General features: G+C 35.1%; 24 protein-coding genes and 1 riboswitch. Of the genes, 15 read left to right on the top strand and 9 right to left on the bottom strand.

What is annotated here, in order from left to right; translation table 11 throughout:
- The first annotated feature begins 137 nt into the window (after positions 1-137).
- The 5 genes from PFY10_21805 (at position 138) to PFY10_21785 (ending at position 5,475) form a co-directional block, all read left to right on the top strand.
- Complete coding sequence (locus PFY10_21805; protein ID WBV56819.1) at positions 138-566, top strand: thioesterase family protein; 429 nt, start codon at positions 138-140, stop codon at positions 564-566.
- Between the two features lie 83 nt (positions 567-649).
- On the top strand, positions 650-1,498 hold the full coding sequence (gene pheA / locus PFY10_21800; GenBank protein WBV56818.1) for a prephenate dehydratase: 849 nt from the start codon (positions 650-652) through the stop codon (positions 1,496-1,498).
- Positions 1,499-1,838: 340 nt separating this feature from the next.
- Positions 1,839-2,555, top strand: a complete 717-nt coding sequence (locus tag PFY10_21795) for a hypothetical protein (protein WBV56817.1) — start codon at positions 1,839-1,841, stop codon at positions 2,553-2,555.
- Positions 2,556-2,677: 122 nt separating this feature from the next.
- Positions 2,678-4,927 (top strand): DUF2339 domain-containing protein, encoded by a 2,250-nt coding sequence (locus tag PFY10_21790; protein WBV56816.1) that lies wholly within the window; start codon positions 2,678-2,680, stop codon positions 4,925-4,927.
- 110 nt (positions 4,928-5,037) lie between these two features.
- On the top strand, positions 5,038-5,475 hold the full coding sequence (locus PFY10_21785; GenBank protein ID WBV56815.1) for a hypothetical protein: 438 nt from the start codon (positions 5,038-5,040) through the stop codon (positions 5,473-5,475).
- A gap of 47 nt (positions 5,476-5,522) precedes the next feature.
- Here PFY10_21785 and PFY10_21780 read toward each other — a convergent pair whose 3' ends face one another.
- Positions 5,523-6,800: a replication-associated recombination protein A gene (locus PFY10_21780; protein ID WBV56814.1), complete on the bottom strand. Its 1,278-nt coding sequence runs from the start codon at positions 6,798-6,800 to the stop codon at positions 5,523-5,525.
- Between the two features lie 101 nt (positions 6,801-6,901).
- Here PFY10_21780 and yidD point away from each other — a divergent pair, with 101 nt between their 5' ends.
- Entirely contained in the window at positions 6,902-7,144 is a 243-nt protein-coding gene (gene yidD, locus PFY10_21775; protein WBV56813.1) for a membrane protein insertion efficiency factor YidD, read from the top strand.
- Positions 7,145-7,656: 512 nt separating this feature from the next.
- Complete coding sequence (gene lgt / locus PFY10_21770) at positions 7,657-8,445, top strand: prolipoprotein diacylglyceryl transferase (GenBank protein ID WBV58975.1); 789 nt, start codon at positions 7,657-7,659, stop codon at positions 8,443-8,445.
- A gap of 78 nt (positions 8,446-8,523) precedes the next feature.
- Here lgt and PFY10_21765 read toward each other — a convergent pair whose 3' ends face one another.
- Positions 8,524-10,041 carry an NAD(P)H-hydrate dehydratase gene (locus PFY10_21765; GenBank protein WBV56812.1) on the bottom strand — a complete coding sequence of 506 codons (1,518 nt, stop codon included), beginning with the start codon at positions 10,039-10,041 and terminating at the stop codon, positions 8,524-8,526.
- A gap of 165 nt (positions 10,042-10,206) precedes the next feature.
- On the opposite strand from PFY10_21765, the gene mscL reads away from it, so the two are divergent.
- Positions 10,207-10,587: a large conductance mechanosensitive channel protein MscL gene (mscL, locus tag PFY10_21760; GenBank protein WBV56811.1), complete on the top strand. Its 381-nt coding sequence runs from the start codon at positions 10,207-10,209 to the stop codon at positions 10,585-10,587.
- 53 nt (positions 10,588-10,640) lie between these two features.
- On the opposite strand, the gene PFY10_21755 is transcribed toward mscL, so the two are convergent.
- The 3 genes from PFY10_21755 to PFY10_21745 form a co-directional block, all read right to left on the bottom strand.
- Positions 10,641-11,600 (bottom strand): D-2-hydroxyacid dehydrogenase, encoded by a 960-nt coding sequence (locus tag PFY10_21755; protein WBV56810.1) that lies wholly within the window; start codon positions 11,598-11,600, stop codon positions 10,641-10,643.
- Between the two features lie 89 nt (positions 11,601-11,689).
- Positions 11,690-12,094 carry a phosphoheptose isomerase gene (locus tag PFY10_21750; protein WBV58974.1) on the bottom strand — a complete coding sequence of 135 codons (405 nt, stop codon included), beginning with the start codon at positions 12,092-12,094 and terminating at the stop codon, positions 11,690-11,692.
- Between the two features lie 265 nt (positions 12,095-12,359).
- Complete coding sequence (locus PFY10_21745) at positions 12,360-12,776, bottom strand: carboxymuconolactone decarboxylase family protein (protein WBV56809.1); 417 nt, start codon at positions 12,774-12,776, stop codon at positions 12,360-12,362.
- 107 nt (positions 12,777-12,883) lie between these two features.
- Between PFY10_21745 and PFY10_21740 the strand changes: the two genes are divergently transcribed.
- The 4 genes from PFY10_21740 to gcvT all read left to right on the top strand — a co-directional run bounded on the left by PFY10_21740 (position 12,884) and on the right by gcvT (position 15,893).
- Positions 12,884-13,723 carry a helix-turn-helix transcriptional regulator gene (locus PFY10_21740; protein WBV56808.1) on the top strand — a complete coding sequence of 280 codons (840 nt, stop codon included), beginning with the start codon at positions 12,884-12,886 and terminating at the stop codon, positions 13,721-13,723.
- Positions 13,724-13,824: 101 nt separating this feature from the next.
- On the top strand, positions 13,825-14,334 hold the full coding sequence (gene idi, locus PFY10_21735) for an isopentenyl-diphosphate Delta-isomerase (protein WBV56807.1): 510 nt from the start codon (positions 13,825-13,827) through the stop codon (positions 14,332-14,334).
- Positions 14,335-14,805, top strand: coding sequence for a hypothetical protein (locus PFY10_21730; protein WBV56806.1), 471 nt, complete (start codon positions 14,335-14,337; stop codon positions 14,803-14,805).
- 11 nt (positions 14,806-14,816) lie between these two features.
- Positions 14,817-15,893 (top strand): glycine cleavage system aminomethyltransferase GcvT, encoded by a 1,077-nt coding sequence (gene gcvT, locus PFY10_21725; protein WBV56805.1) that lies wholly within the window; start codon positions 14,817-14,819, stop codon positions 15,891-15,893.
- A 69-nt stretch (positions 15,894-15,962) separates the two neighbouring features.
- Here the strand turns inward: gcvT and PFY10_21720 are convergent, their stop codons facing one another.
- The 4 genes from PFY10_21720 to PFY10_21705 form a co-directional block, all read right to left on the bottom strand.
- Positions 15,963-16,397 carry a hypothetical protein gene (locus PFY10_21720; protein ID WBV56804.1) on the bottom strand — a complete coding sequence of 145 codons (435 nt, stop codon included), beginning with the start codon at positions 16,395-16,397 and terminating at the stop codon, positions 15,963-15,965.
- A 91-nt stretch (positions 16,398-16,488) separates the two neighbouring features.
- The gene (locus PFY10_21715) at positions 16,489-16,674 is read right to left on the bottom strand and encodes a hypothetical protein (protein WBV56803.1); all 186 of its coding nucleotides are present in this window, start codon (positions 16,672-16,674) and stop codon (positions 16,489-16,491) included.
- 151 nt (positions 16,675-16,825) lie between these two features.
- Positions 16,826-17,530, bottom strand: a complete 705-nt coding sequence (locus tag PFY10_21710; GenBank protein ID WBV56802.1) for a hypothetical protein — start codon at positions 17,528-17,530, stop codon at positions 16,826-16,828.
- Positions 17,531-17,817: 287 nt separating this feature from the next.
- Entirely contained in the window at positions 17,818-18,171 is a 354-nt protein-coding gene (locus PFY10_21705) for an arsenate reductase family protein (GenBank protein WBV56801.1), read from the bottom strand.
- Positions 18,172-18,287: 116 nt separating this feature from the next.
- Here PFY10_21705 and PFY10_21700 point away from each other — a divergent pair, with 116 nt between their 5' ends.
- From PFY10_21700 to PFY10_21690, 3 genes are all read left to right on the top strand, one after another.
- Positions 18,288-18,755, top strand: coding sequence for an acyl-CoA thioesterase (locus tag PFY10_21700; GenBank protein ID WBV56800.1), 468 nt, complete (start codon positions 18,288-18,290; stop codon positions 18,753-18,755).
- Positions 18,756-18,828: 73 nt separating this feature from the next.
- Positions 18,829-19,671: a GLPGLI family protein gene (locus tag PFY10_21695; GenBank protein WBV56799.1), complete on the top strand. Its 843-nt coding sequence runs from the start codon at positions 18,829-18,831 to the stop codon at positions 19,669-19,671.
- Positions 19,672-19,684: 13 nt separating this feature from the next.
- Positions 19,685-19,752: riboswitch (Fluoride riboswitch) on the top strand.
- A gap of 30 nt (positions 19,753-19,782) precedes the next feature.
- Positions 19,783-21,087, top strand: a complete 1,305-nt coding sequence (locus tag PFY10_21690; protein WBV56798.1) for a voltage-gated chloride channel family protein — start codon at positions 19,783-19,785, stop codon at positions 21,085-21,087.
- Positions 21,088-21,102: the final 15 nt, after the last annotated feature.

The following is a 21,102-nucleotide window of genomic DNA, read 5'->3' as shown; positions in this document are numbered from 1 at the left end:
ATTTATGCCCCGATTAATTCTTTAGTTAGTACTGTGTTTAGAAGGAAGACAAAGGTCTAATTTTTTATTTTCAAAAAAAAATTTTGCAGGTATTGATTATTTAAAAATATATTTGTATGTATAATTTGAGACCCAAAATGATACACACAATCCACTCAATACGAGTACGTTACGCCGAAACCGACCCTATGAAATATGTCTATTATGGCAACTATGCAACGTACTTTGAAATTGGCAGAGTTGAGCTATTTCGATCCATCGGAATGTCATATAATGAAATTGAAAACCAGGGAATTTGGTTACCCGTTTCCGATTATAAAATTAAGTATTTAAAACCAGCTTTATACGATCAAAAATTAGAAATCCACACCTATATAAAAAAAATACCCGGAGTACGGATTGAATTTGAATATGAAATCTACAACGAAGACGGAGTAAAAATTACCGAAGCTTCTACCACCCTGTTCTTTCTGGATTCATCAACCAACAAAATCATCAGATGCCCGGAGCATTTATTGAATCTTTTTAAAGCAAACTGGAAGGTTGAAGAAAATACCCCTGAATAATTACGTTATATAATTTTTTTAAGTATCAACTATTTCATTCCTTTGTTGAAGTTTAATTTACATTTAACAATTACGCAGAATATATGAAGATTGCATTTCTTGGCCCACATGCAAGTTTTACTCAACTTGCCACCACACAACTTTTTCCTGAGGAAGACCTAATACCACAGGCAAATATCCTGGATTGTTTTGAAGCAGTAGAAAAAGGAGAAGTTGCTAAAGCTGTTGTCCCATTGGAAAACTCCATTGAAGGTACCGTTTCCATGACATTAGATTATCTGTATAAAACCCCTGCAATAAAAATCGAAGCTGAAGCTGTAATGCCCATTGCACATCACTTAATGATTCATCCCAACAATTCTATTGAGGAAATCGAGAAGATTTATTCCCATCCGCAGGCATTGGCTCAAAGTTTTCATTTTTTAGATGAAAATTACAAGAATGTTCAAAGGCAGGATTTTTCTTCTACGGCCGCCGCAGCCAAATATGTATCCGAGAACCCTGATCAAAAGATCGCAGCTGTCGCCAATCAATTTGCTGCCAACCTTTATGGTTTAAAAATCATTAACCGGAATATTCAGGACTTTGAGCAGAACCACACCCGATTTATCGTGATCTCTAAAGAAGGAAATCCTTACAAAAACGAAAAATTAGAGGTTCTTGGGGAAAAATCCGGGATGCTCATTACATTACCTGAAGATCATGCCGGAGGATTACACCAGGTACTATCAGTATTCGCCTGGAGAAAGATGAATCTTAGCAAAATAGAATCCCGGACCTTAAAAACGGGACTTGGAAACTACTTTTTCTATATCAATGTGGTAGGTGAATGGCATCCGATCCTGCATGGAAATGCAATACAGGAGCTTGAATCCATCCGCGCAGATGTTGATTTCCTTGGAAATTACAAAGAGTATTTATTAGAAAGTTAAATCTTATTAAAAAAACAGGATAGTTATAATATTATCTAAGAAATATAATCTACTAAAAAGCTGTCAGAACGTCTGACAGCTTTATTTTTACATTAAATAAAAATTATTCAATAAAAAGGGATTTATTTAAATTATTTTATTTATCTTTATTCTCAAAAAATTTAAGTATATTTACTTATAGTATAAATACGTAACGTTATATTGAATATAAATTGTAAATTGTTAAAATATTTAAACATAATTTACAATAACTTTATATAAAATATAACCTACAGGCATAATTTTTGCTGTATTTTTACGAAACTAAAACTAGAACCATAACAATTTAAACTTTTATAACATGAAAACTAAAATTTCCATTCTGATCTTATTTTTGATCTCATTTCAAGCCTTTTCACAGGTAGGAATAAACACCACAACACCAGCAGCTACTCTTGACGTAAACGGAGATGTGAAAGTACGCCAGGTTCCAACAACGACAACATTAACCGGATTTGATGTTATGATGTATAATATTGCTACCGGTGAGTTACAACAAGCAGATCCTGCATTAGTAGCGAGTGCCGGAAGTGGTGGTGCAACAAACCCTACCCTGTTTGCTGCTAAAAAAACAGCAGGAATCAGTTTATTAAGCTTAGGATTGTTTCCTTCCGGATTTAGAGGAGTTAACTTCCTGACAGCAGAAAGAACAATCGGTAGTGCTGCATTATTCTCTGATACCGACAATACGTATGTTGTTCCATCTGACGGAGTATACGCTATTGGATTTACTTTCCGTTACGGAACAGGATTACAAGCTTCTATCCTTGCCAACAGCCCGGGAGTAGGAATCGTTAGAACAAGAGCAGGGGTAGCTACTACAATAGATAGCCGTGCATTTAGCGGAGCAAACCTAATTCTGTTAAGCTTAACAATTTCAGAATCCAGCTTGAACTCAATCTATAGCCTACAGGCAGGAGATAAGATTTCATTCGGTCTTGTAGGGTCTTCTGCGCTTGACGTAGGTTTACTTGGATCAAGTGTTGCTTCATTCTATATTTACAAAGTATCTAACTAGGACTTTTATTTAATTTAATCACTATACACCGTTAATCCATCATATCCCAATATGATGGATTAATTGTTTTTACGAGTAGCTTAACAAACATTTATTTATATTTGATCAAACAAATGAAAATTATGACGGCAAATTTCCTGGTTATTCTACTTATTGTATTGATTATTATTGTTTATAGTAATTTAAATAGCAGAATACAAAAGCTTGAAAAGAAAATTTCAGACTTACAGGAAAATACTCCTAAAGACATTCCGGTTGCAGGGCTAAAAAAAGAATCTACAAGTCCATCTCAGCTATCTCCTGAAGCTTCACCTATCAATACTCATCACGAAAAAGAATCTGCACCGGAGATCTATCCCAACACTCCGGAACAGGTACCATCAGATCAACAGACAGACTGGCTTTCCCCTATTACGGGGTTTCTTAAACAAAACATTCTGGCAGTTATTGGTATTTTCACTCTGGTTTTAGGTATCGGTTACTTTGTAAAATATGCCATTGATAAAAACTGGATTGGAGAAGCAGCAAGGGCGACAATAGGATTCTTCATCGGTTCAGCTATTATAATTACAGGTCATTTTCTAAGAAAAAATTATGCAACATTTTCATCTATAATATTGGGAGGTGGTATTGCAATCTTATATTTTACCACTACCATAGCGTTTCGGGAATATCATCTGTTCGCACAGAATACCGCTTTTATTATTACATGCTGTATAACATTATTATCTATCATTCTTTCTTATCGCTATAATAGCGAGGTCCTGGTTATTTTTTCATTATTTGGCGGATTTCTAGCTCCTTTAATGATCAGTTCCGGCCAGAATAATTACTTATTTTTATTCACCTATATATCTGTTTTAAATATCGGAATGTTTATCATTACCTTTTTGAAACAATGGAAAAGTGTTGGAGGAATTGCATTTTTCTTTACTCATCTCTATTTGTTATATTGGATTGTAGAAAAACCTGAAATATTAAGTATTTATTTTTATCTGATCAATTATGTTATATTTTATGCTTTCGCATTGCTTAACTATAGTAAGAAAAACATACTTTTTGCTTTTGATACAATATTATTAGTCCTGGTCAACTTCTTTAGTACTCTAAGTTTAATTTACCTTTTTAACAAATTGGGATATGAGCCGGTCATCATATTTCCTCTAATCTTTGCAGCTATTAACGGTTGTCTCGTTTTCAGGGAATATAAAAAGAAAGGTTTTAACAGCACCTATTCCATATTTACAGGTATTACTGTAAGCCTTCTAACCATTGCTGTCGCATTACAGTTCAAAACGCATTTGATCACAAGTATCTGGGCAATTGAAGCAACCTTACTTCTTTTTATCTGGAAAAAAACAAATCTTAGTATTTTTAAAGTTTTCTTTTATATTCTTTTTCCTTTGGTCCTGTTAGCTCAAATCATTACATGGGCACAATATTTCGACGCAAAAGATCTTAACGTAATAATCAACCCTATCTTTTTAACAAGTTTGGTGACAATTATTACCATCCTTTTTAATCTTGCCCTACTCAAAAGATTACAGGGAAATAACACTTCCGGAAATAGCTTCTTTGAAAATGCGTTTAAAATCCTTAATTACTCTATCATTTATTTCGCGATATTATTTGAGTTGATTTATCAGATTTCTGAACAGCCTTTTGCTATTATTTTAGTATCGGGGCTTTTACTGAGTCTATTCTACATCTTCATCCTTTTACTACTCGGCAGAAAACTGGAAATAAACAGACAGATCGAAAACGGATTGATTTATTTTTTCTTTTGCCTGACTATCATTCACGTTACTTTCTGTGCTTCCGAGCTTATACATGATATCGTATTAAAGAAAACTTCATGGTCTTTCTATGGAATTTACTTACTATACCTCATTCCTTTTATATATGTATATTATTATAAGGTAATAAACACACCGGATTTTTTGAAAATAAAAATTTCGTATTGGCTCGGTGCCTTTACATTGGTTACTGTTGTAAGCTGTGAATTGTATCACTTATATTTATTGGGAAATTCAGTAAACCTTACAAACCTGCCTGCACTGCAAAAACATTTTAGCATTCTGTATCTTCCAATCATTTGGGCTATCCTTTCAATTATCTTTATTTATACCGGGCTTAAAAGAGAGAATAATGAATTAAGCAGAATCGGATTCACCCTTATAGGGATCGTTATTGTGAAACTGTATGCCTATGATGTATGGCAAATGGATAATATCTCCAGAATTATAGCTTTTATATTACTTGGAGTGATTTTATTGCTAAGCTCATTTATGTTCCAGAGATTGAAAAATATCATTAAAAATCTTGTGGATAAAAAGGATGAAACTGATAAAAATGAAAATTCAGAATTTTAATAAAACCCATTATTTATACATAATTTTTAATTTATCTTGAAATCACATTCAAATTCTACAAAAAAAACTTATATTTAACCTGTTTTTAATCGTTACTTATTCTTTAGATTATGAAAAAAATAATTTATTCTTTTTTATTAGTATCTTCTGTATGTTTGTTTGGACAGAAGAATCCTTCAGCGAAATTTGCTGTTGCTAATGATATTGTTGGAACAGTTGATATGTTCAAGGACAAATCAGATTTCATACAAAGCATGCATGTTTATAAAACGCCTGCTACTTTGCCACAGAATCTAAAAAAATTCAGTTATCTGGCAGACAATGGGATTACAGAGTTCAAAATCAAAAAAGGATATGAAAACCTTGACAGGTTAACATTAGCTCAGCTTAATGTACAAAACAACCTACCCAAAGAAACACCTGTAATCATCGAAGGTTATGAATTTTCTAATCCTGAAACCAGTATTTATGCTGATATTTTAGCTAAAACTGAAGTAAAGGATTACAATGGCAAAAAGTCCCTTTTTATTACAACAACCCAGAAATAATCATTAATTTTTGATCATAAAAAAGGATGCTCACTGAGCATCCTTTTCTAATATTTATTATTCCATTTTTTTCTGAGTTCTTCATAGATCTTTTTCTCAGTGGCATTATCTCCCGGCTCATAAAGCCTGGTGTCTTTAATTTCTTCAGGAAGGAAATCCTGGTCTACAAAGTTTCCTTCATAAGAATGTGCATATTTGTAGTCTTTGCCATAATTAAGATCCTTCATTAGTTTTGTCGGAGCGTTTCTGAGATGAAGGGGTACAGGAAGATTACCTGTTTGTTTTACTAATGCCAATGCATTATTAATAGCCATATAAGTAGAATTACTTTTAGGAGATACTGCCAGATACACTGCAGTTTCACTTAAAATAATCCGGGCTTCGGGATTACCGATTACGTTGACAGCCTGAAAACAATTATTAGCAATAACCAAAGCATTCGGATTTGCCAATCCAATATCCTCAGCCGCAAGAATAAGCATCCTTCTCGCAATAAATTTAATATCTTCTCCCCCAGCGATCATTCTTGCCAGCCAATATACCGCACCATTGGGGTCACCTCCCCGCATGGATTTAATAAATGCAGAAATAATATCGTAGTGCTGTTCTCCGTTTTTATCATATAAAGCCATTGTTTCCTGAAGGACGGCAAGAACATCTTCATTGGAAACCTCAGTTGTCTCTGTATTTTTATATTGATTGAGAACCAACTCAACAGAATTGATAAGTTTTCTGGCATCACCACCCGAATATTGTATAAATGCACCTTTTTCTCCAATTTTTAAATGGGTATTCTCGTCTTTATTGTACCTGTCGAGAGCAATGTCCACCAGTTCTTCCAGTTTTTCATAGCTTAAAGCTTTCAGGATATACACCTGACTCCTTGAAAGCAAGGCTGAAACTACCTCGAAACTTGGATTTTCCGTGGTTGCACCTATCAGAACGATCCATCCTTTTTCTACTGCGTGAAGCAATGAATCTTGCTGCGACTTATTAAAGCGGTGAATTTCATCAATAAATAGGATTGGCGATTTTCCTGAAAATAGATTCTGTTTTTTTGCTTCATCAATGACATCGCGAACATCTTTTACACCCGAAGAAACCGCAGAAAGTTTATAGAACTTTCTTCCGGATTTTTCAGAAATAATTTCTGCCAATGTTGTCTTCCCCGTTCCTGGAGGCCCCCATAAAATAAGAGAATTGAGCGTATCGTTCTCAATCATCTTCCGTATTGTTCCCTTCTCACCCGTAAGATGCTCCTGCCCCAGAACATCATCCAGGGTTTTGGGTCTTAATTTTTCAGCTAATGGAATATTTTGATTCAAGATATTTTAGGATTTTTGAGTGAATATTTCAGATTTATGTCTCTGAAACTTATAACAAATTTAAACTAATTTTCATTTTTTTACCCTATTTTTGCATTGTTTTGAAATTAACAGTCAACAAGATCATTACTTTTCCTTTGGTAATTTTAGTTAAATTTTACCAATGGTTTATCTCGCCCTTACTCCCTAAAAACTGTCGTTATGAACCTACATGCTCCCATTATATGGTAGAATCACTGCAGGTGCATGGTATTTTTAAAGGATTGTGGCTGGGTATCAGGAGAATTTCAAAATGTCATCCATGGGGAGGTAGCGGATATGATCCTGTTCCTCCAAAGAAATAAAAATTCAGTAATAAACTATCAAAAAAATAGAAATGAGTAATATTTTTTTCAGAATGTACCTCGTAGTATTTGCCTTCGTTACCCAGTGTATTTTTGCACAGGCATACCCTGGCGGTCTATCGGACGGAAGCTTACAAGTAAATGCTACGGAAATCCCCGTTAAAATCTATTCAACAACTGAAATCAGAGATCTGGACTCTTTTGTGGAAAGACCTATCAATAGTAATGTTCTGGTAATTCTGAATAAGTCTAATTTTGAGCCTGCTTACTTCAATTTCAGCGCTGCAACATTAAGTAAATACAAAGAAGCAAAATACCAGTTTTTTGATAAACACTTTAAGCTGATAGAAACTCCGGCTACTCAGGAAAATATTGAAACTTTCAAATATGCTGTAAAAGCAGACAAACCCATTACAGCTGCAGACCATGTTGAACTGGAAACTCCTTTTAAAATATGGGATCCTTCCAATGGGATCAAACTGGGGCCTGTTACACTTCATTTTTATAGCCTGATGTTCATTTTTGCCTTTGGATTTGGTTATCTCCTGATGGCAAGAATCTTCAAAACTGATAATGTCAATTTAAAATATCTGGAACCATTATTTACATGGACGCTGATCGGAACTATTTTGGGTGCAAGGCTAGGCCACGTTATCTTTTATCAGCCTGAATTATTCAAGGAAGATTTCTGGAGTGTCTTTTTGCCAATAAGCACAAAAAACGGCCTGAAATTCACAGGTTTTTCAGGATTGGCAAGCCATGGAGCTACTATTGCTTTAATTCTTACAACTCTTTATTACTCGTTTAAGATCATCAGAAAAAACCCTTTCTGGGTATACGATAGATTAGGAATAGTGGTTTCTTTGGGAGGTGCCTTTGTAAGAATGGGGAACTTTTTCAATTCTGAAATTGTGGGAAAACCTGTAGACCCGAATTCCCCGTTTGCTTTACTTTTCCCACAGCAAAGCAGTGAATATGGTCTTACCGTACCTCGTTATCCTACCCAGCTTTTTGAAGCCTTCGGATATATTTGCCTGTTTATCCTGCTGTGGATCTTATACAAAAAGACAGATAAGAAATATCAGCAAGGCTGGTTATTTGGATTATTTTTCATTATTCTTTGGGCTATCAGATTCTTTGTAGAATTTTTAAAAGAGCCTCAGGGAGATGAATTTATCCAGATCGGAGGCTTGAATACCGGACAGGTACTTTCTATTCCTTTCATGCTTGCAGGAGTAGTGATCATGATTATGTCTAAAAAATTCAAAATTACTCAGGAACAAAACGCAAAACCTGAATAATTATATTCCTTAAAATAAATATAAAAGCCACAATTGAATTGTGGCTTTTATATTTTTACGACCTCCTTTAGAAGTACTTTATAGCTTAACTGCCGTTTTTTTATTGATTTTCTCAAATACTGTTCCCAGTTCATTAATGAGATCAGTAGGAAGCATAGATTCTTTAGAATATCTTTCTGCCGCATAATCTGCTGCTTTTCCATGAAGCCACACCCCGAAAACAGCGGCATCTTCTTCGGAATATCCTTGTGCCAGTAATGAGGTAAGAATTCCTGTAAGAACATCTCCGCTTCCTCCCTTGGCCAGTCCCGAATTTCCTGTTGTATTATAATACACTTTTCCATCAGGAGTAATAATTTGTGTATGATGATCCTTCAGGACAATATATATCTGATGCTCATCCGCTTTCTGACGTGCCAGTTTCAGTCTTTCAAAAGAGTCTGCGGATTTACCAAATAGCCGTTCAAACTCCTTGGGATGAGGAGTAATGATTGAATTCTTCGGGATCAGTTTCAGATTTTTTTCATTTTCCGAAATTATATTCAAAGCATCCGCATCCAGGATCAGTGGTTTCGCATATTCTTTTAAAAATTGCAGAAGGACTTTTTGCGTTTCCTTATCTGCTCCTATACCCGGCCCTATACCAAATACAGAATTATCTTCAATCTCTATCTTACTTGTAACCTGATCACCACTTTTTATAAACATGGCTTCCGGACAAGATATTTGTAAAATATTATATCCACATTCGGGAGCAACCGTAAACGTCAAACCGGCTCCGGTTTTTAAGGCAGCTTTTGTGGATAGCACAGCAGCTCCCATTTTACCGAAGCTTCCTGCAACAATATATACTTTACCATACAATCCTTTATGAGAAAAGTCCGGTCTCGGTCTAAAAATTCTTTTGATCCATTCTTCATCAACTGAAAAATCAGCTGTTTCAGTATTTGAAATATACTCTCTGCTAAGATTTATATCCAAAATCTCTACCTTACCTGTAAATATACCACTTTCAGGATGTAAAAAGCTCTTCTTCCAGAATTGAAAACTCAGAGTATAATCAGCCTTGAAAATAGTAGAGCCTGCAACAGAAGTGGTATCTGCAAAAAGTCCGGAAGGAATATCAATAGAAATTTTAACAACCTTCAGAGTGTTTAAATAATCAACTATTTCTTTGTATGCTCCTTCAAGTTCTCTCGATAATCCGGTTCCGAAAAGGGCATCAATAATAACAGTATCATCATCCAGCGGGTCCTTATCCAGCTCACTGAATCTTTTAACAGGAATTTCCGAAACCCCTTGTACCCTTTCAAAATTGATCTCTGCATCATCAGAAAGTTTCGATTTGGGATCCTCTACAAATACCTCTACATCAAAACCTTCGGTATGGAGCAGCCGTGCAATAGCAAATCCATCTCCTCCGTTATTTCCAACGCCACAGAAAACAAAAAACTTCTTATGATTTTTACAATGTTCAGATATCCAGTTTACACATGATTGTGCTGCGCGCTCCATTAGTTTAATTGAAGAAATTTGATCGTTCGATATCGTAAACTGATCACACGCCCTTATTTGCTCCTTCGTAAATATTTTCATTTCATATTAGTATCCGACTAATTTATAATATTTTTTATTAACGCAAAGTTGATTACTCCACATTCACATTATTTAAAAAGAATACAAATAAATATCCCATAAACGCGAAAAAAATAACAATTTTAGCTATATTTGTGTCATACACAACATAAAAAAAATTAAATTATGGGATTTTTAAAGGAATTTAAAGAATTTGCAGTCAAAGGCAATGTCATTGATCTTGCAGTAGGGGTTATCATTGGTGCAGCTTTTGGTAAAATTGTTTCATCATTTGTAGAAGATGTTATTACTCCTCTTTTACTTAATCCGGCTCTAAAAGCTGCAGGGGCAGAAAATATCAAAACCCTGGTATGGAACGGCGTTACCTATGGTAATTTCCTGGCGGCAGTTATTAACTTCCTTTGTATAGCAATGGTTCTTTTTATAATGATTAAAGGAATTAACAAAGTATCAAAGGCAAAAGAGGTTGCTCCGGCTGGTCCTACAGATGATCAGAAATTATTGATGGAAATCAGAGATTTACTAAAAAACAAGAACAACATATAACATAAAAACACCTCAAATGAGGTGTTTTTTATTTCAATACGAACTTCATTCGATTAGTGAATCTGTAGTATACTTGAAATCTGCTCCGCTAAAGAAAGACCAATTCTATCCTGTGCTTCCAATGTTGAAGCTCCTGTATGAGGGGTGAGGGAAATTTTAGAATGAGTGAGAATGTCTTTTGAAGGAGTAGGCTCATTAATGAAAACATCCAGTCCTGCAAACTTCACTTTTCCGGAATCCAGGGCTTCAATTAAAGCCACCTCATCAATAACACCTCCGCGCGAGCAGTTCACTATTGCTACTCCGTCTTTCATAATTTCAAACTCATTTTTTCCGATCATATATCCGTCTTTCTGTGCCGGTACGTGAAGGGTAATAAAATCCGAATGCTTCAGAACATCCTGTAACGGTTCCGTTTCAATATCCACATTAATAAACTGGTTGTTATAGAACCTGACTTTTATACTTGCCCTGCCTACATTATTATCAGCCGCAACTACTCTCATTCCAAGACCTAAAGCAATCCTTGCAACCTCTTGTCCTATTCTTCCCATTCCAACGATACCGATGGTTTTCCCTCGCAATTCTATTCCTTTAGCATATGCTTTTTTAAGTCCTGCAAATTCAGTATCTCCAACTACAGGCATCTTTCTGTTCGAATCCTGTAAAAATCGTGCTCCTGAAAATAAGTGGGCAAATACCAATTCCGCAACCGACTCCGAAGAGGCAGATGGTGTATTGATTACATGAATTCCCTTTTCCCTTGCATAATCTACATCAATATTATCCATACCAACTCCTCCTCTTCCGATAATCTCAATGGATGGACAGTTATCAATAATATCCTTTCTTACCTGTGTCGCACTACGTACCAGTAAAGTACGGATCTTATGCTCATTAATGTAATCTACTAAAAATTCCTGTGGTACTTTTGTTGTGATTACTTCAAACCCTTTTTCAGTTAATGCATCAATTCCAGATTGATCCAGACCGTCATTTGCTAAAACTTTCATAAATACAATGTCTATTTAAATTTAAAAAGATTTAAAAATTAAAATTCGGCGTGCTGCTTTATCATTAATCTTTAAATCTTTGATTATTTTTAATCTTCTTTGAAAACTTCGATTGTCACTTGCTTTTCGACCAGATCAGTAAATTTCCCTTTGTATCTTGTCGCTCTCACCAGGTGGTTATCAATCCAGTGATAGTTCCCTCCTCTTGGTTTTCCACACAAAACACTATGGTATTTGAATCCGTGTTTATCCAGCCAGTCAATTGTAATTTGTTTTAAATTTTCAGTGCGGGAAGTAAAAAAGCATATCTGATGTCCTTCATCATACCATTTATTTATGGTTTCTAAAGCATCGGGATAAGGCTCACAGGTAACCATTCTCTCCGGTTCTTCGTTCGGAACATCATCCGTAATTGTTCCGTCAATATCTATTAAGTAATTTTTTACTCCGTCCTTTAGTACTGGACTCACGTGTTCGATATAATCTAGCTCCATCATAAAAATTTGAATTACAAAGTTACGGTTTTTACAATGAAAAGAGGTGTTAAACTTTGTTTATGTTAAAAATTTACTACTATAACGTAAATTAGATTAATAAATTAAATATTAAATCAACCAATTTTACATTTATGATTTAAAATTTTCAGTTTCACTTGAGTTTAATCACCAGAAGTTCACTAAAAATAATATCAGATTTCAACAAATAACCACAAGATTTACATTATTGATAATCTGAAATATCATGATTAAACCGAAAATTTTAAAATTTTTCTCCAAGGCTAATACGCAACCGGTTCAAGGCATTCATAAGGGAAATACTTGATGTAAGTTCTACAATCTCTCTTTCAGAGAATTCAGTTTGAAGTTCTACAAGTAAATTACTGATATCTCCATTGATGAAGGTTACAGCGTCAGCCCACTGTAAAACTAAGAGCTGTTTTTTACTGAATGATGCCGAGTGCTTATATCCGGGGATCTTATCAATTATAGATTGATCGATACCCATATCTCTGAGTTCTCCGGCATGGAAACTGCAACAATAGGCACAGCCGTTTAACTGGGATATCCTCAGCTCGGCCAGAGCAATAAGCTTATTATCAATTCCTGAATTTCTGATACTTGAATGAGCCTGGTATAAATATCCAACAGTTTGCCTGGCTATACTTTTATAATCCATCTTTTTTTTCACAAAGCTACAGCAGGCATACATTCTTAAAAGAGTACAAAAAACAGAAAATTGAGTATAAATAAAAGATTAATTTTGTACTAATCATTGATGCTGCGATGGACCATATACATGAGCTTATTGAAATCGAAATAACTGAATTATCTGAATGGAAAGACCGTTTCCGTAAAAACAGTTTTTTTGAACTCGTCTTCATTCTTTCGGGAAAAGGAGTACAAAGTATAGAATACAAAACCCGGAATTATCAACCTCAGGATTTCTTTTTGCTTCCCTATTCAAAGTGTCATGCCTATGACATCATCCAGCCTACTCAGTTTTTATTCGTCCGGTTTACAGAGCATTATTTTAAAAACCTTAAAAGTACGGATATCAATTACTCACAATGGTACAGCAAACTCAATTATATCATAGGATTCTATGATTTCAGCACAGGACTTGTTTTTCATGATGATAAAGACAAGGAACAGATTAGAAGATTATTGGATATTATAGTCCATGAAAAGGATCAGAACGCGGCGTATTCTGAAACGTTAATCGCCAATTCCCTGTCTTCAATACTTACAATTATCAGTTCAAGACTAGCCGATACGAAAGAGAAAGGCGATACTAAATTTTCTGAAATCATCCGGCATATCAATCAAAACATCATTAATGAGGATCAATTGTCTATCGATTATTTATCCAAAAAATTTAATCTTTCCGGAAAGTATTTCAGCGAATATTTTAAAAGAAATGCCGGCGAAACATTAAAGGAATATACTCAGAAAACCAAACTGCAGATAGCGATCAACAGGATTACATATACAACAGCTCCATTACAGGAAATTGCATGGAGCCTGGGTTTTACCGACGGAAGCCACCTTAATAAGACCTTAAAAAAGCATTTCGGTATATCTTCATCCATATTGAGAAAAGAAAAACGAATTGCAGATCATTAAAAAGTTCCGAAAATTTCAGGGATTCCATTCGCGATCTGGCATTGATATGATGTTTCCCCAAAAATTTCCAAAATACATTTATTAGACTTACATTTGTAGGAATGGAAGAATTGGTAGTCTTAGTAAATCCGCAGGACAATGTTATAGGTTTGATGGAAAAACAGCAGGCACACATTAATGGCTTGCTACACCGGGCTTTTTCCGTATTTCTATTTAATGAAAAGGGAGAAATGCTCTTGCAAAAAAGAGCTTCGGAAAAATATCATTCTCCTAACCAATGGACCAATGCAGTATGCTCGCATCCCAGAAATGGTGAAAGCTATCTGGCAGGTGCAAAGCGTAGGGTGAAAGAAGAACTGGGAATAGAAGTAGAACTTGCGGAAAAATTCAGTTTTATTTATAAAGCTGATGTTGGCGGTGGACTTTGGGAGCATGAGCTTGACCATGTGTTCGTCGGAAATTACGATGCTGATTTCAGTTTAAATAAAAAAGAGGTTGAAGAGGTAAGATACATCTCCATTGCTGATCTGGATAAAGAGATCTCTGAGAACCCAGAAAATTTTACAGAATGGTTCAAAATCATTCTGGAAGAATACAAACACCATTTTTAGATGAGAAAAAATTTGATCGCAGGATTAATATTGATGTTAGGCTGTTTTACCTTTGCACAGAAAACGGCAGTTTATGAAAGTACCAATTACACGATTAACGTTCCTGAAGGGTGGAAATCGACAAATGACGATGATATTGTAAATATATTTCCTTCGAATGAAATTGGTGCCATTACAATTTCAGAATACCATGACCTGAATATTCCTAAAGAGGAAACAAAAAAATTCATCCTTGCCCTTTACAAATCCAATGATGAAGAAAGCAAGGTAAAATCCGGTAAAGGAAAGAAAGGATACACAGAATATACGTATGAATATTTTGATGATCACGATAAGCTTTTCTGGATTACCAAAGTTTTTCAAAAAGAGAAAAACCTGTTCATTATTTCCATCAATTGTGGCCAGAAATACTGGAATGGCAATTATATGAATCTTTTCAATGATACTTTTAACAGCTTTAAAATAAAGTAATAAAAATAAATATGAAGAAAACAGCCTTGTACGACAAACACGTTTCTTTAGGAGCGAAAATAGTACCTTTCGCAGGCTTCGAAATGCCTGTACAATATTCCGGAGTTACGGAAGAACATTTTGCAGTGAGAGAAAACGCGGGAATATTCGATGTTTCTCACATGGGACAATTTTTCATTGAGGGTCCTGGTTCTAAAGAGCTTTTGCAATTCGTTACGACAAATAATGTAAATGCACTGGAAAAAGGAAAAGCCCAATATTCTTGTCTTCCTAATGAGAATGGCGGTATCGTAGATGACCTTATCGTGTATCAGATGGATGATGAAAAATATTTTGTAGTAGTTAATGCTTCAAATATTGAAAAGGACTGGAATCATATTTCAAAATACAACACTTTCGGAGCTAAAATGACCAACGCTTCCGATGAAATGTCACTTTTGGCAATTCAGGGACCGAATGCAACAGCAATCCTTCAAAAGCTTACTGACGTTAACTTGTCTGAAATTCCTTACTATCACTTCACAGTAGGGGCTGTAGCAGGAGTAAACGATGTCATTATTTCAAATACGGGTTATACTGGCAGCGGAGGATTTGAAATTTATTTTAAAAATGAAGATGCCGTAAAACTATGGGATGAGATCATAAAAGCAGGAGAAACAGAGGGTATTATTCCTTGTGGACTTGCTGCCAGAGATACTTTGCGACTTGAAAAAGGATTCTGTCTTTACGGAAATGATATCGATGATACAACTTCTCCTATTGAAGCCGGTTTAGGATGGATCACAAAATTCGATAAAGATTTCCTTTCTAAAGAAACCTTTGCCAAACAAAAAGAAGAAGGAGTAACAAGAAAACTGGTTGCTTTTGAACTTCAGGACAAAGGGGTTCCTAGACATGATTATCCTGTAGTGGATGCGGAAGGAAATGTAATCGGAAAAGTAACTTCAGGAACACAATCTCCTATGAAAAAGATTGGTTTAGGACTGGGTTATGTTGCTAAACCTCATTTTAAATTAGGATCGGATATCTTCATCCAGGTAAGAAATAAAAATATCCCTGCAAAAGTTGTGAAGGCACCTTTTGTATAGAAAGGAATATTTTATTAAAATAAAAACCGTAGGAGTTCCTACGGTTTTATTTTTTTATTGGGGTTTTTGTTATCGGTAAACCAAAATATCCTTGATGATCATACTTCCATACAATTTCTTTTCCGCATTGGTAAAGTAATATTTATTTCTTCTGCTATAAGCGTCAGTAGTTCTGTAAGAAAATCCTGTTTGCCAGATAATGAGCATTTTGGTTTCATTTAAAATCGGATAATTGATATCATAAAACCGAAACAAAGACCGCTCAACAATGGTACTATCTTTTATATCCGGGGTGTTCCAAACAGTTCGTGGGTATATTCTGGTCATTTTGCTCAATAAATAAGAAAAGGGTTTTCCTCTATATTCGGATTTCTTAAGTTCAAAATTTGTTTTAAGATAATGTAAAGTATCCAGTTCTTTGGTAATCTTTTTATCTAAATCAATCTTATGCTGAGCATGAAGATGACAAAAAACGCAACTTAACAGAACGAAAATATATTTCATGATACAAAGGTAAAACAGAATACAAATATTGTTAAAATAATTTGCTTTTCCACAATAAAAAAAGACTGTGTAGGATACAGTCTCTTTTAGTTTAATAGCAGATACAGCATAATTTCCGATCCGGGGTACATACATCACCCATTCCCGGATTATTGGAAACTACTCCACCGGCACCACCGCATAAAAAATTGCAATTTACAACAGGTCCGATTCCTCCTTTGATTTCTCTAAGGTCTCCCCTGTTTAGGCTTTTGATTTTGTGAACATTTTTTAACATAATAATATTTTTGGTATCATCAAATATAGAATTTTTCCGACATATAGAAACGATATCTGAAGAAAAATAAATCACATAAATACCTGAAGTAAAATCACATAGAACAAAACCACGCCTTAATTTTGGCTATATTAAACCAATCACTCAACATTTATCTTTTAATTGACAAGCGATGTGCTGATGTCTCGTCCATACCACCAGCCAAAACACTAAGAACTTTATTCCATACATTCTTTTTCTCAGACAGGGATTGATTTAATTCATCGTAAGCCTCCGCATATTGTCTTTCATAATTTTGATCTTCCGAATCCGGGTAACTCCATGGAATATATTTCAGGATATCTAATGTTAAAGCATCAATTTCATCCGGTTCAAGGTTTTCCATGAGGGTTAGTTTTAATTTATAAGATTCAGATGTGGAAAGAATCCGGTTCAGATTCTTTGAAATAATCTCCCAGATGCTGTCCCATTTTTGAAGGTTTTCTGCTGTAAAAATACTGTTTCCTACATTTTGCATTTCTATCAGAATGTTAATTACAACATCTTTATAATGGTTGTAAGCTTGTCTTATTTCAAGCAGGTTGGAGCGGTCCTTATTTATGAATTTGTCTTCGATACTCCTAAGTATTCCAAGCAATACAATGATATTTTCAAGCAGCTTAGCTTTTTCGTTCAGCCATAAATTGATAATGATGCAATCATTAAACAAAACAATAAGTTCTCCAGCTTCATCAATCTTTTTTATGATGCCATCATTGCCCTCCACAATCTCCTTATGGGTAAGGGTAATATCAGTGCTTAATTTTCTTAGGTTCTGGACAGCTTTTATTACAGGATTAAAATCTTTTTCCATCATAATTTGTTTTATTTTTTGTGTTTATAAATTATAGATGAAAAATTTCACAGATCCTGTTTAGGGAATTTGGGAATTAAGAGAATCAGGGAGTTTTTTCATCACCAGCTAACATACAAAAAAATCTAAAAATCATTTTTTTATCAAATTCTACTGAGAAGCAAATATCCGGTAAACAATACCGGATATTCAAAATCGTACATGTATTTAATTGAGTGAAATATTTCGAATCAGAAAAATAATCCTTTACAAATCGAAGTTTTAAATTTGTATGATCTTATTTTCAGAAATTAATCGGCATCAAAGAACGTTTTTAAATTCTCAATATTGTTTTTATCATTTCCCACAAAAATTTCCTTATCCGTTACGAAAACAGGTCGTTTCAAAAAGGTATAATGATCCAGTAATAAATTTTTAAAATCCTTTTCTTTTAATGATTTTACATCCAGTCCCCGTAATTTAATCTGTGTAGACTTTTTGCTAAACAATGCTTCGTACGATTGAGTCCTTTTGTACATCTCAGCAAGCTCTTCTTCTGTAACCGGCTCTTTCTTAATTTCTCGGAGTTCCCAGTCTGTAAGATCAAACTGTGCCAATATCTTTCTGCAGGTATCGCAGGTATTCAGGTGGAATACTTTTTTCATCTCTATTATGATTTTTATGATCCTAAAAAAGCTTATGATAAGCTTTAACCCTTCAAAATTATGATTTAATTCAGGATTTTGAAAATTATTAAATATCTTTATTCAAATTTTATACAATGCAGAACAAGCCAATTACGTTTCAGTTTATCTCGGAACCATCGGATGTTAATTATGGAGGAAATGTTCACGGGGGAAGCGTGATGAAATGGATAGACCAGGCCGGCTATGCCTGTGCCACTACCTGGAGCGGAAATTATTCTGTAACGGTTTACGTAGGGGGAATTCGTTTTTATGAACCCATTAAAATCGGGGAAATTGTGAAGGTTGAAGCTCAGGTTATTTATACCGGAACCTCCAGCATGCACATTTCGATCAATGTATTTTCGAGAAACCTCAAGCAACCTAATTTTGACAAAAAGACACATTGCATCATTGTTTTTGTAGCCGTGGATGAAAATGGCAAAAAGCTGCCTGTTCCTAAATGGGTTCCTGAGACTGAAGAAGAAAAGCAGCAGGAGCAGTATGCAAAAAGACTTATGGAATTAAGGACCCAGATTGAGGATGAAATGAAGCCTTTTTTATAAGAGAAGGCAGCAATTCATTAATCATAAAGAGGACCAACAATTTATAGTTAAGGAATAGAAATTTATAGATATCATGAAAATTATTTTTACATTATCTGCCCTGTTAATTATTACTTTTGTTCAGTCCCAGACCCATAGGTTCATTTATGAGCTCAAATATAAAATGGACTCCACTGAATCCGGTTATGAAAAGCAGAATATGATCCTGGATATTACCCCAAAAGAAGTTAAGTTCTACGGACAAAACCTAATGTCTACTGATTCTTTAAATAAAAAGTTCGGAATGAACTCCAGCTATACGGATATGTCCGGACAGGTTGTAAAAAGAAAAGTCAACTCCTTTGATCATGAAAATTTCATTAATATAAAAGCAGGATATTATTCATTCAGGACTACGGACAAAATCAACTGGATGATCTCTGACGAAGTGAAAAAAGTAGAACATTACACCTTGCAAAAAGCAACTGCCGATTTTGGAGGAAGAAGCTGGACTGCATGGTTTTGTAAGGATATTCCATTTAATGAAGGACCTTTTAAATTTCGTGGTCTACCGGGGTTAATTTTTGAATTATCCGATTCAAATAAAAATTTCATCTATCATCTTCTAAAAAGCGAAACATTAACCGTAACACCATCCACTGAAGATTTTCTGGAGTCTAATTTTGGCAACAAAGCAATCCCCATCAATGAAAAGCAAAAGCAAAAATTATTGCTGGAGTTTTATAATGACCCTTTTGCTTTTGAAAGAAATACCATCAGCAAAACAGCAACTGATCTTAATATCAATATCAACGGAAAGGAAATCCGCAATGTAGATGAGCTGAATACACAAACCAAAAGCATGCAGGAGGTAATAAGAAAGTATAATAATCCTATTGAGATTGATAAAGCAATGCATTATAAAATTAATAAATAATATTTATCTTTGTAGCTCAAAAGGAAATGGTGTTCTTCCTTACCCAACCGCTTTACGTAAGCTGATGACGCCTGATTAATAGATTATCAACCAAAATTAATCAGGATTATTATGTCTAAAAATTCCCGAACAGTAAGTAAAAAAATAGTATTTCATTCAAGATTTTTCTTTAGAAAATTCCCTGCTTTCCCATATATTGTAAAATGGCTTTGCATCAGCTCGATCATCGGGATTCTGGTCGGAAGTGCCTCAGCCGGGTTTTTGCAGTCCCTTGAATGGGCTACCCGTTTCAGAGAGAACCATATCTGGTTGATTACTCTTCTTCCGGTGGCCGGTTTTTTAATAGGGCTGCTATATCATTACTATGGAAAGGACATCGAAGCCGGTAATAATTTACTGATCGATACCATTCATGAGCCTCAGGAAACCATTCCTTTTAAAATGGCTCCTTTTGTTTATCTGGGTACTATAGTTACTCATTTTTTCGGAGGTTCTGCAGGCCGGGAAGGAACAGCAATACAAATGGCAGGAGCAATTTCAGACCAAATCAGTAAACCATTCAGACTGGATAAAACCGAAAGGAAAATTTTAATTATTGCTGCCATAGCTGCTGGTTTCGGTTCTGTTTTTGGAACACCGCTAGCCGGAGCGGTATTCGGTCTTGAAGTTTTTCTCATCGGAAGGATCCGTTATAATGCCATTTTTCCTGCATTTGCGTCTGCTATTATTGCAAACTGGGCAACCGATCTGTGGAATGTAAAACATACCCATTATCATATTGATTTCGTCCCAAAACCTGAGTTTTTACCTATTCTTTACAGTATTCTGGCCGGTGTTGCTTTTGGTCTGTGTGCAGCAGCATTCAGTAAAATGATACATTGGGCAGGAAGAATATTCAAATCTAAGATCACGTTTCCCCCATTCCGGCCTATTGTGGGTGGTGGTATTGTTGCTATTGCTGTATTTACAATGGGAACGACACGGTATGTCGGTCTGGGAATCCCCACAATTGTGGAATCATTCGAAAATCAGCTGCCTTTTTATGATTTTGCCTTAAAAATGATTTTTACGATCATAACATTATCCGCAGGATTCAAAGGCGGTGAAGTAACTCCGTTATTTTTTATCGGAGCAACATTGGGAAGTGCTTTATCCCTGTTTATCCCTCTTCCTTTCGGGCTTTTGGCAGGAATGGGTTTTGTGGCAGTTTTTGCGGGAGCAACCAATACTCCCCTTGCGTGTATGTTGATGGGGATCGAGCTTTTTGGAGCTGAATCCGGAATTTATGTTGCCATAGCTTGTGTTGTTTCTTATTTATTATCGGGCAGAAACAGCATTTACAAGCGACAAAGAATAGGACAAGCTAAACATCGCAGATACGAGAGCGACCAGGATAAAAGTTTTTCAGATCTCTGAATTTTAAGGTATTCT

Origin of the sequence: Chryseobacterium daecheongense (assembly GCA_027920525.1) — a bacterium.
GTDB classification, from domain to species: domain Bacteria; phylum Bacteroidota; class Bacteroidia; order Flavobacteriales; family Weeksellaceae; genus Chryseobacterium; species Chryseobacterium proteolyticum.
Note: the sequence above shows the minus strand (reverse complement) of the source record. Positions and strands in the feature narration are given on the sequence as shown.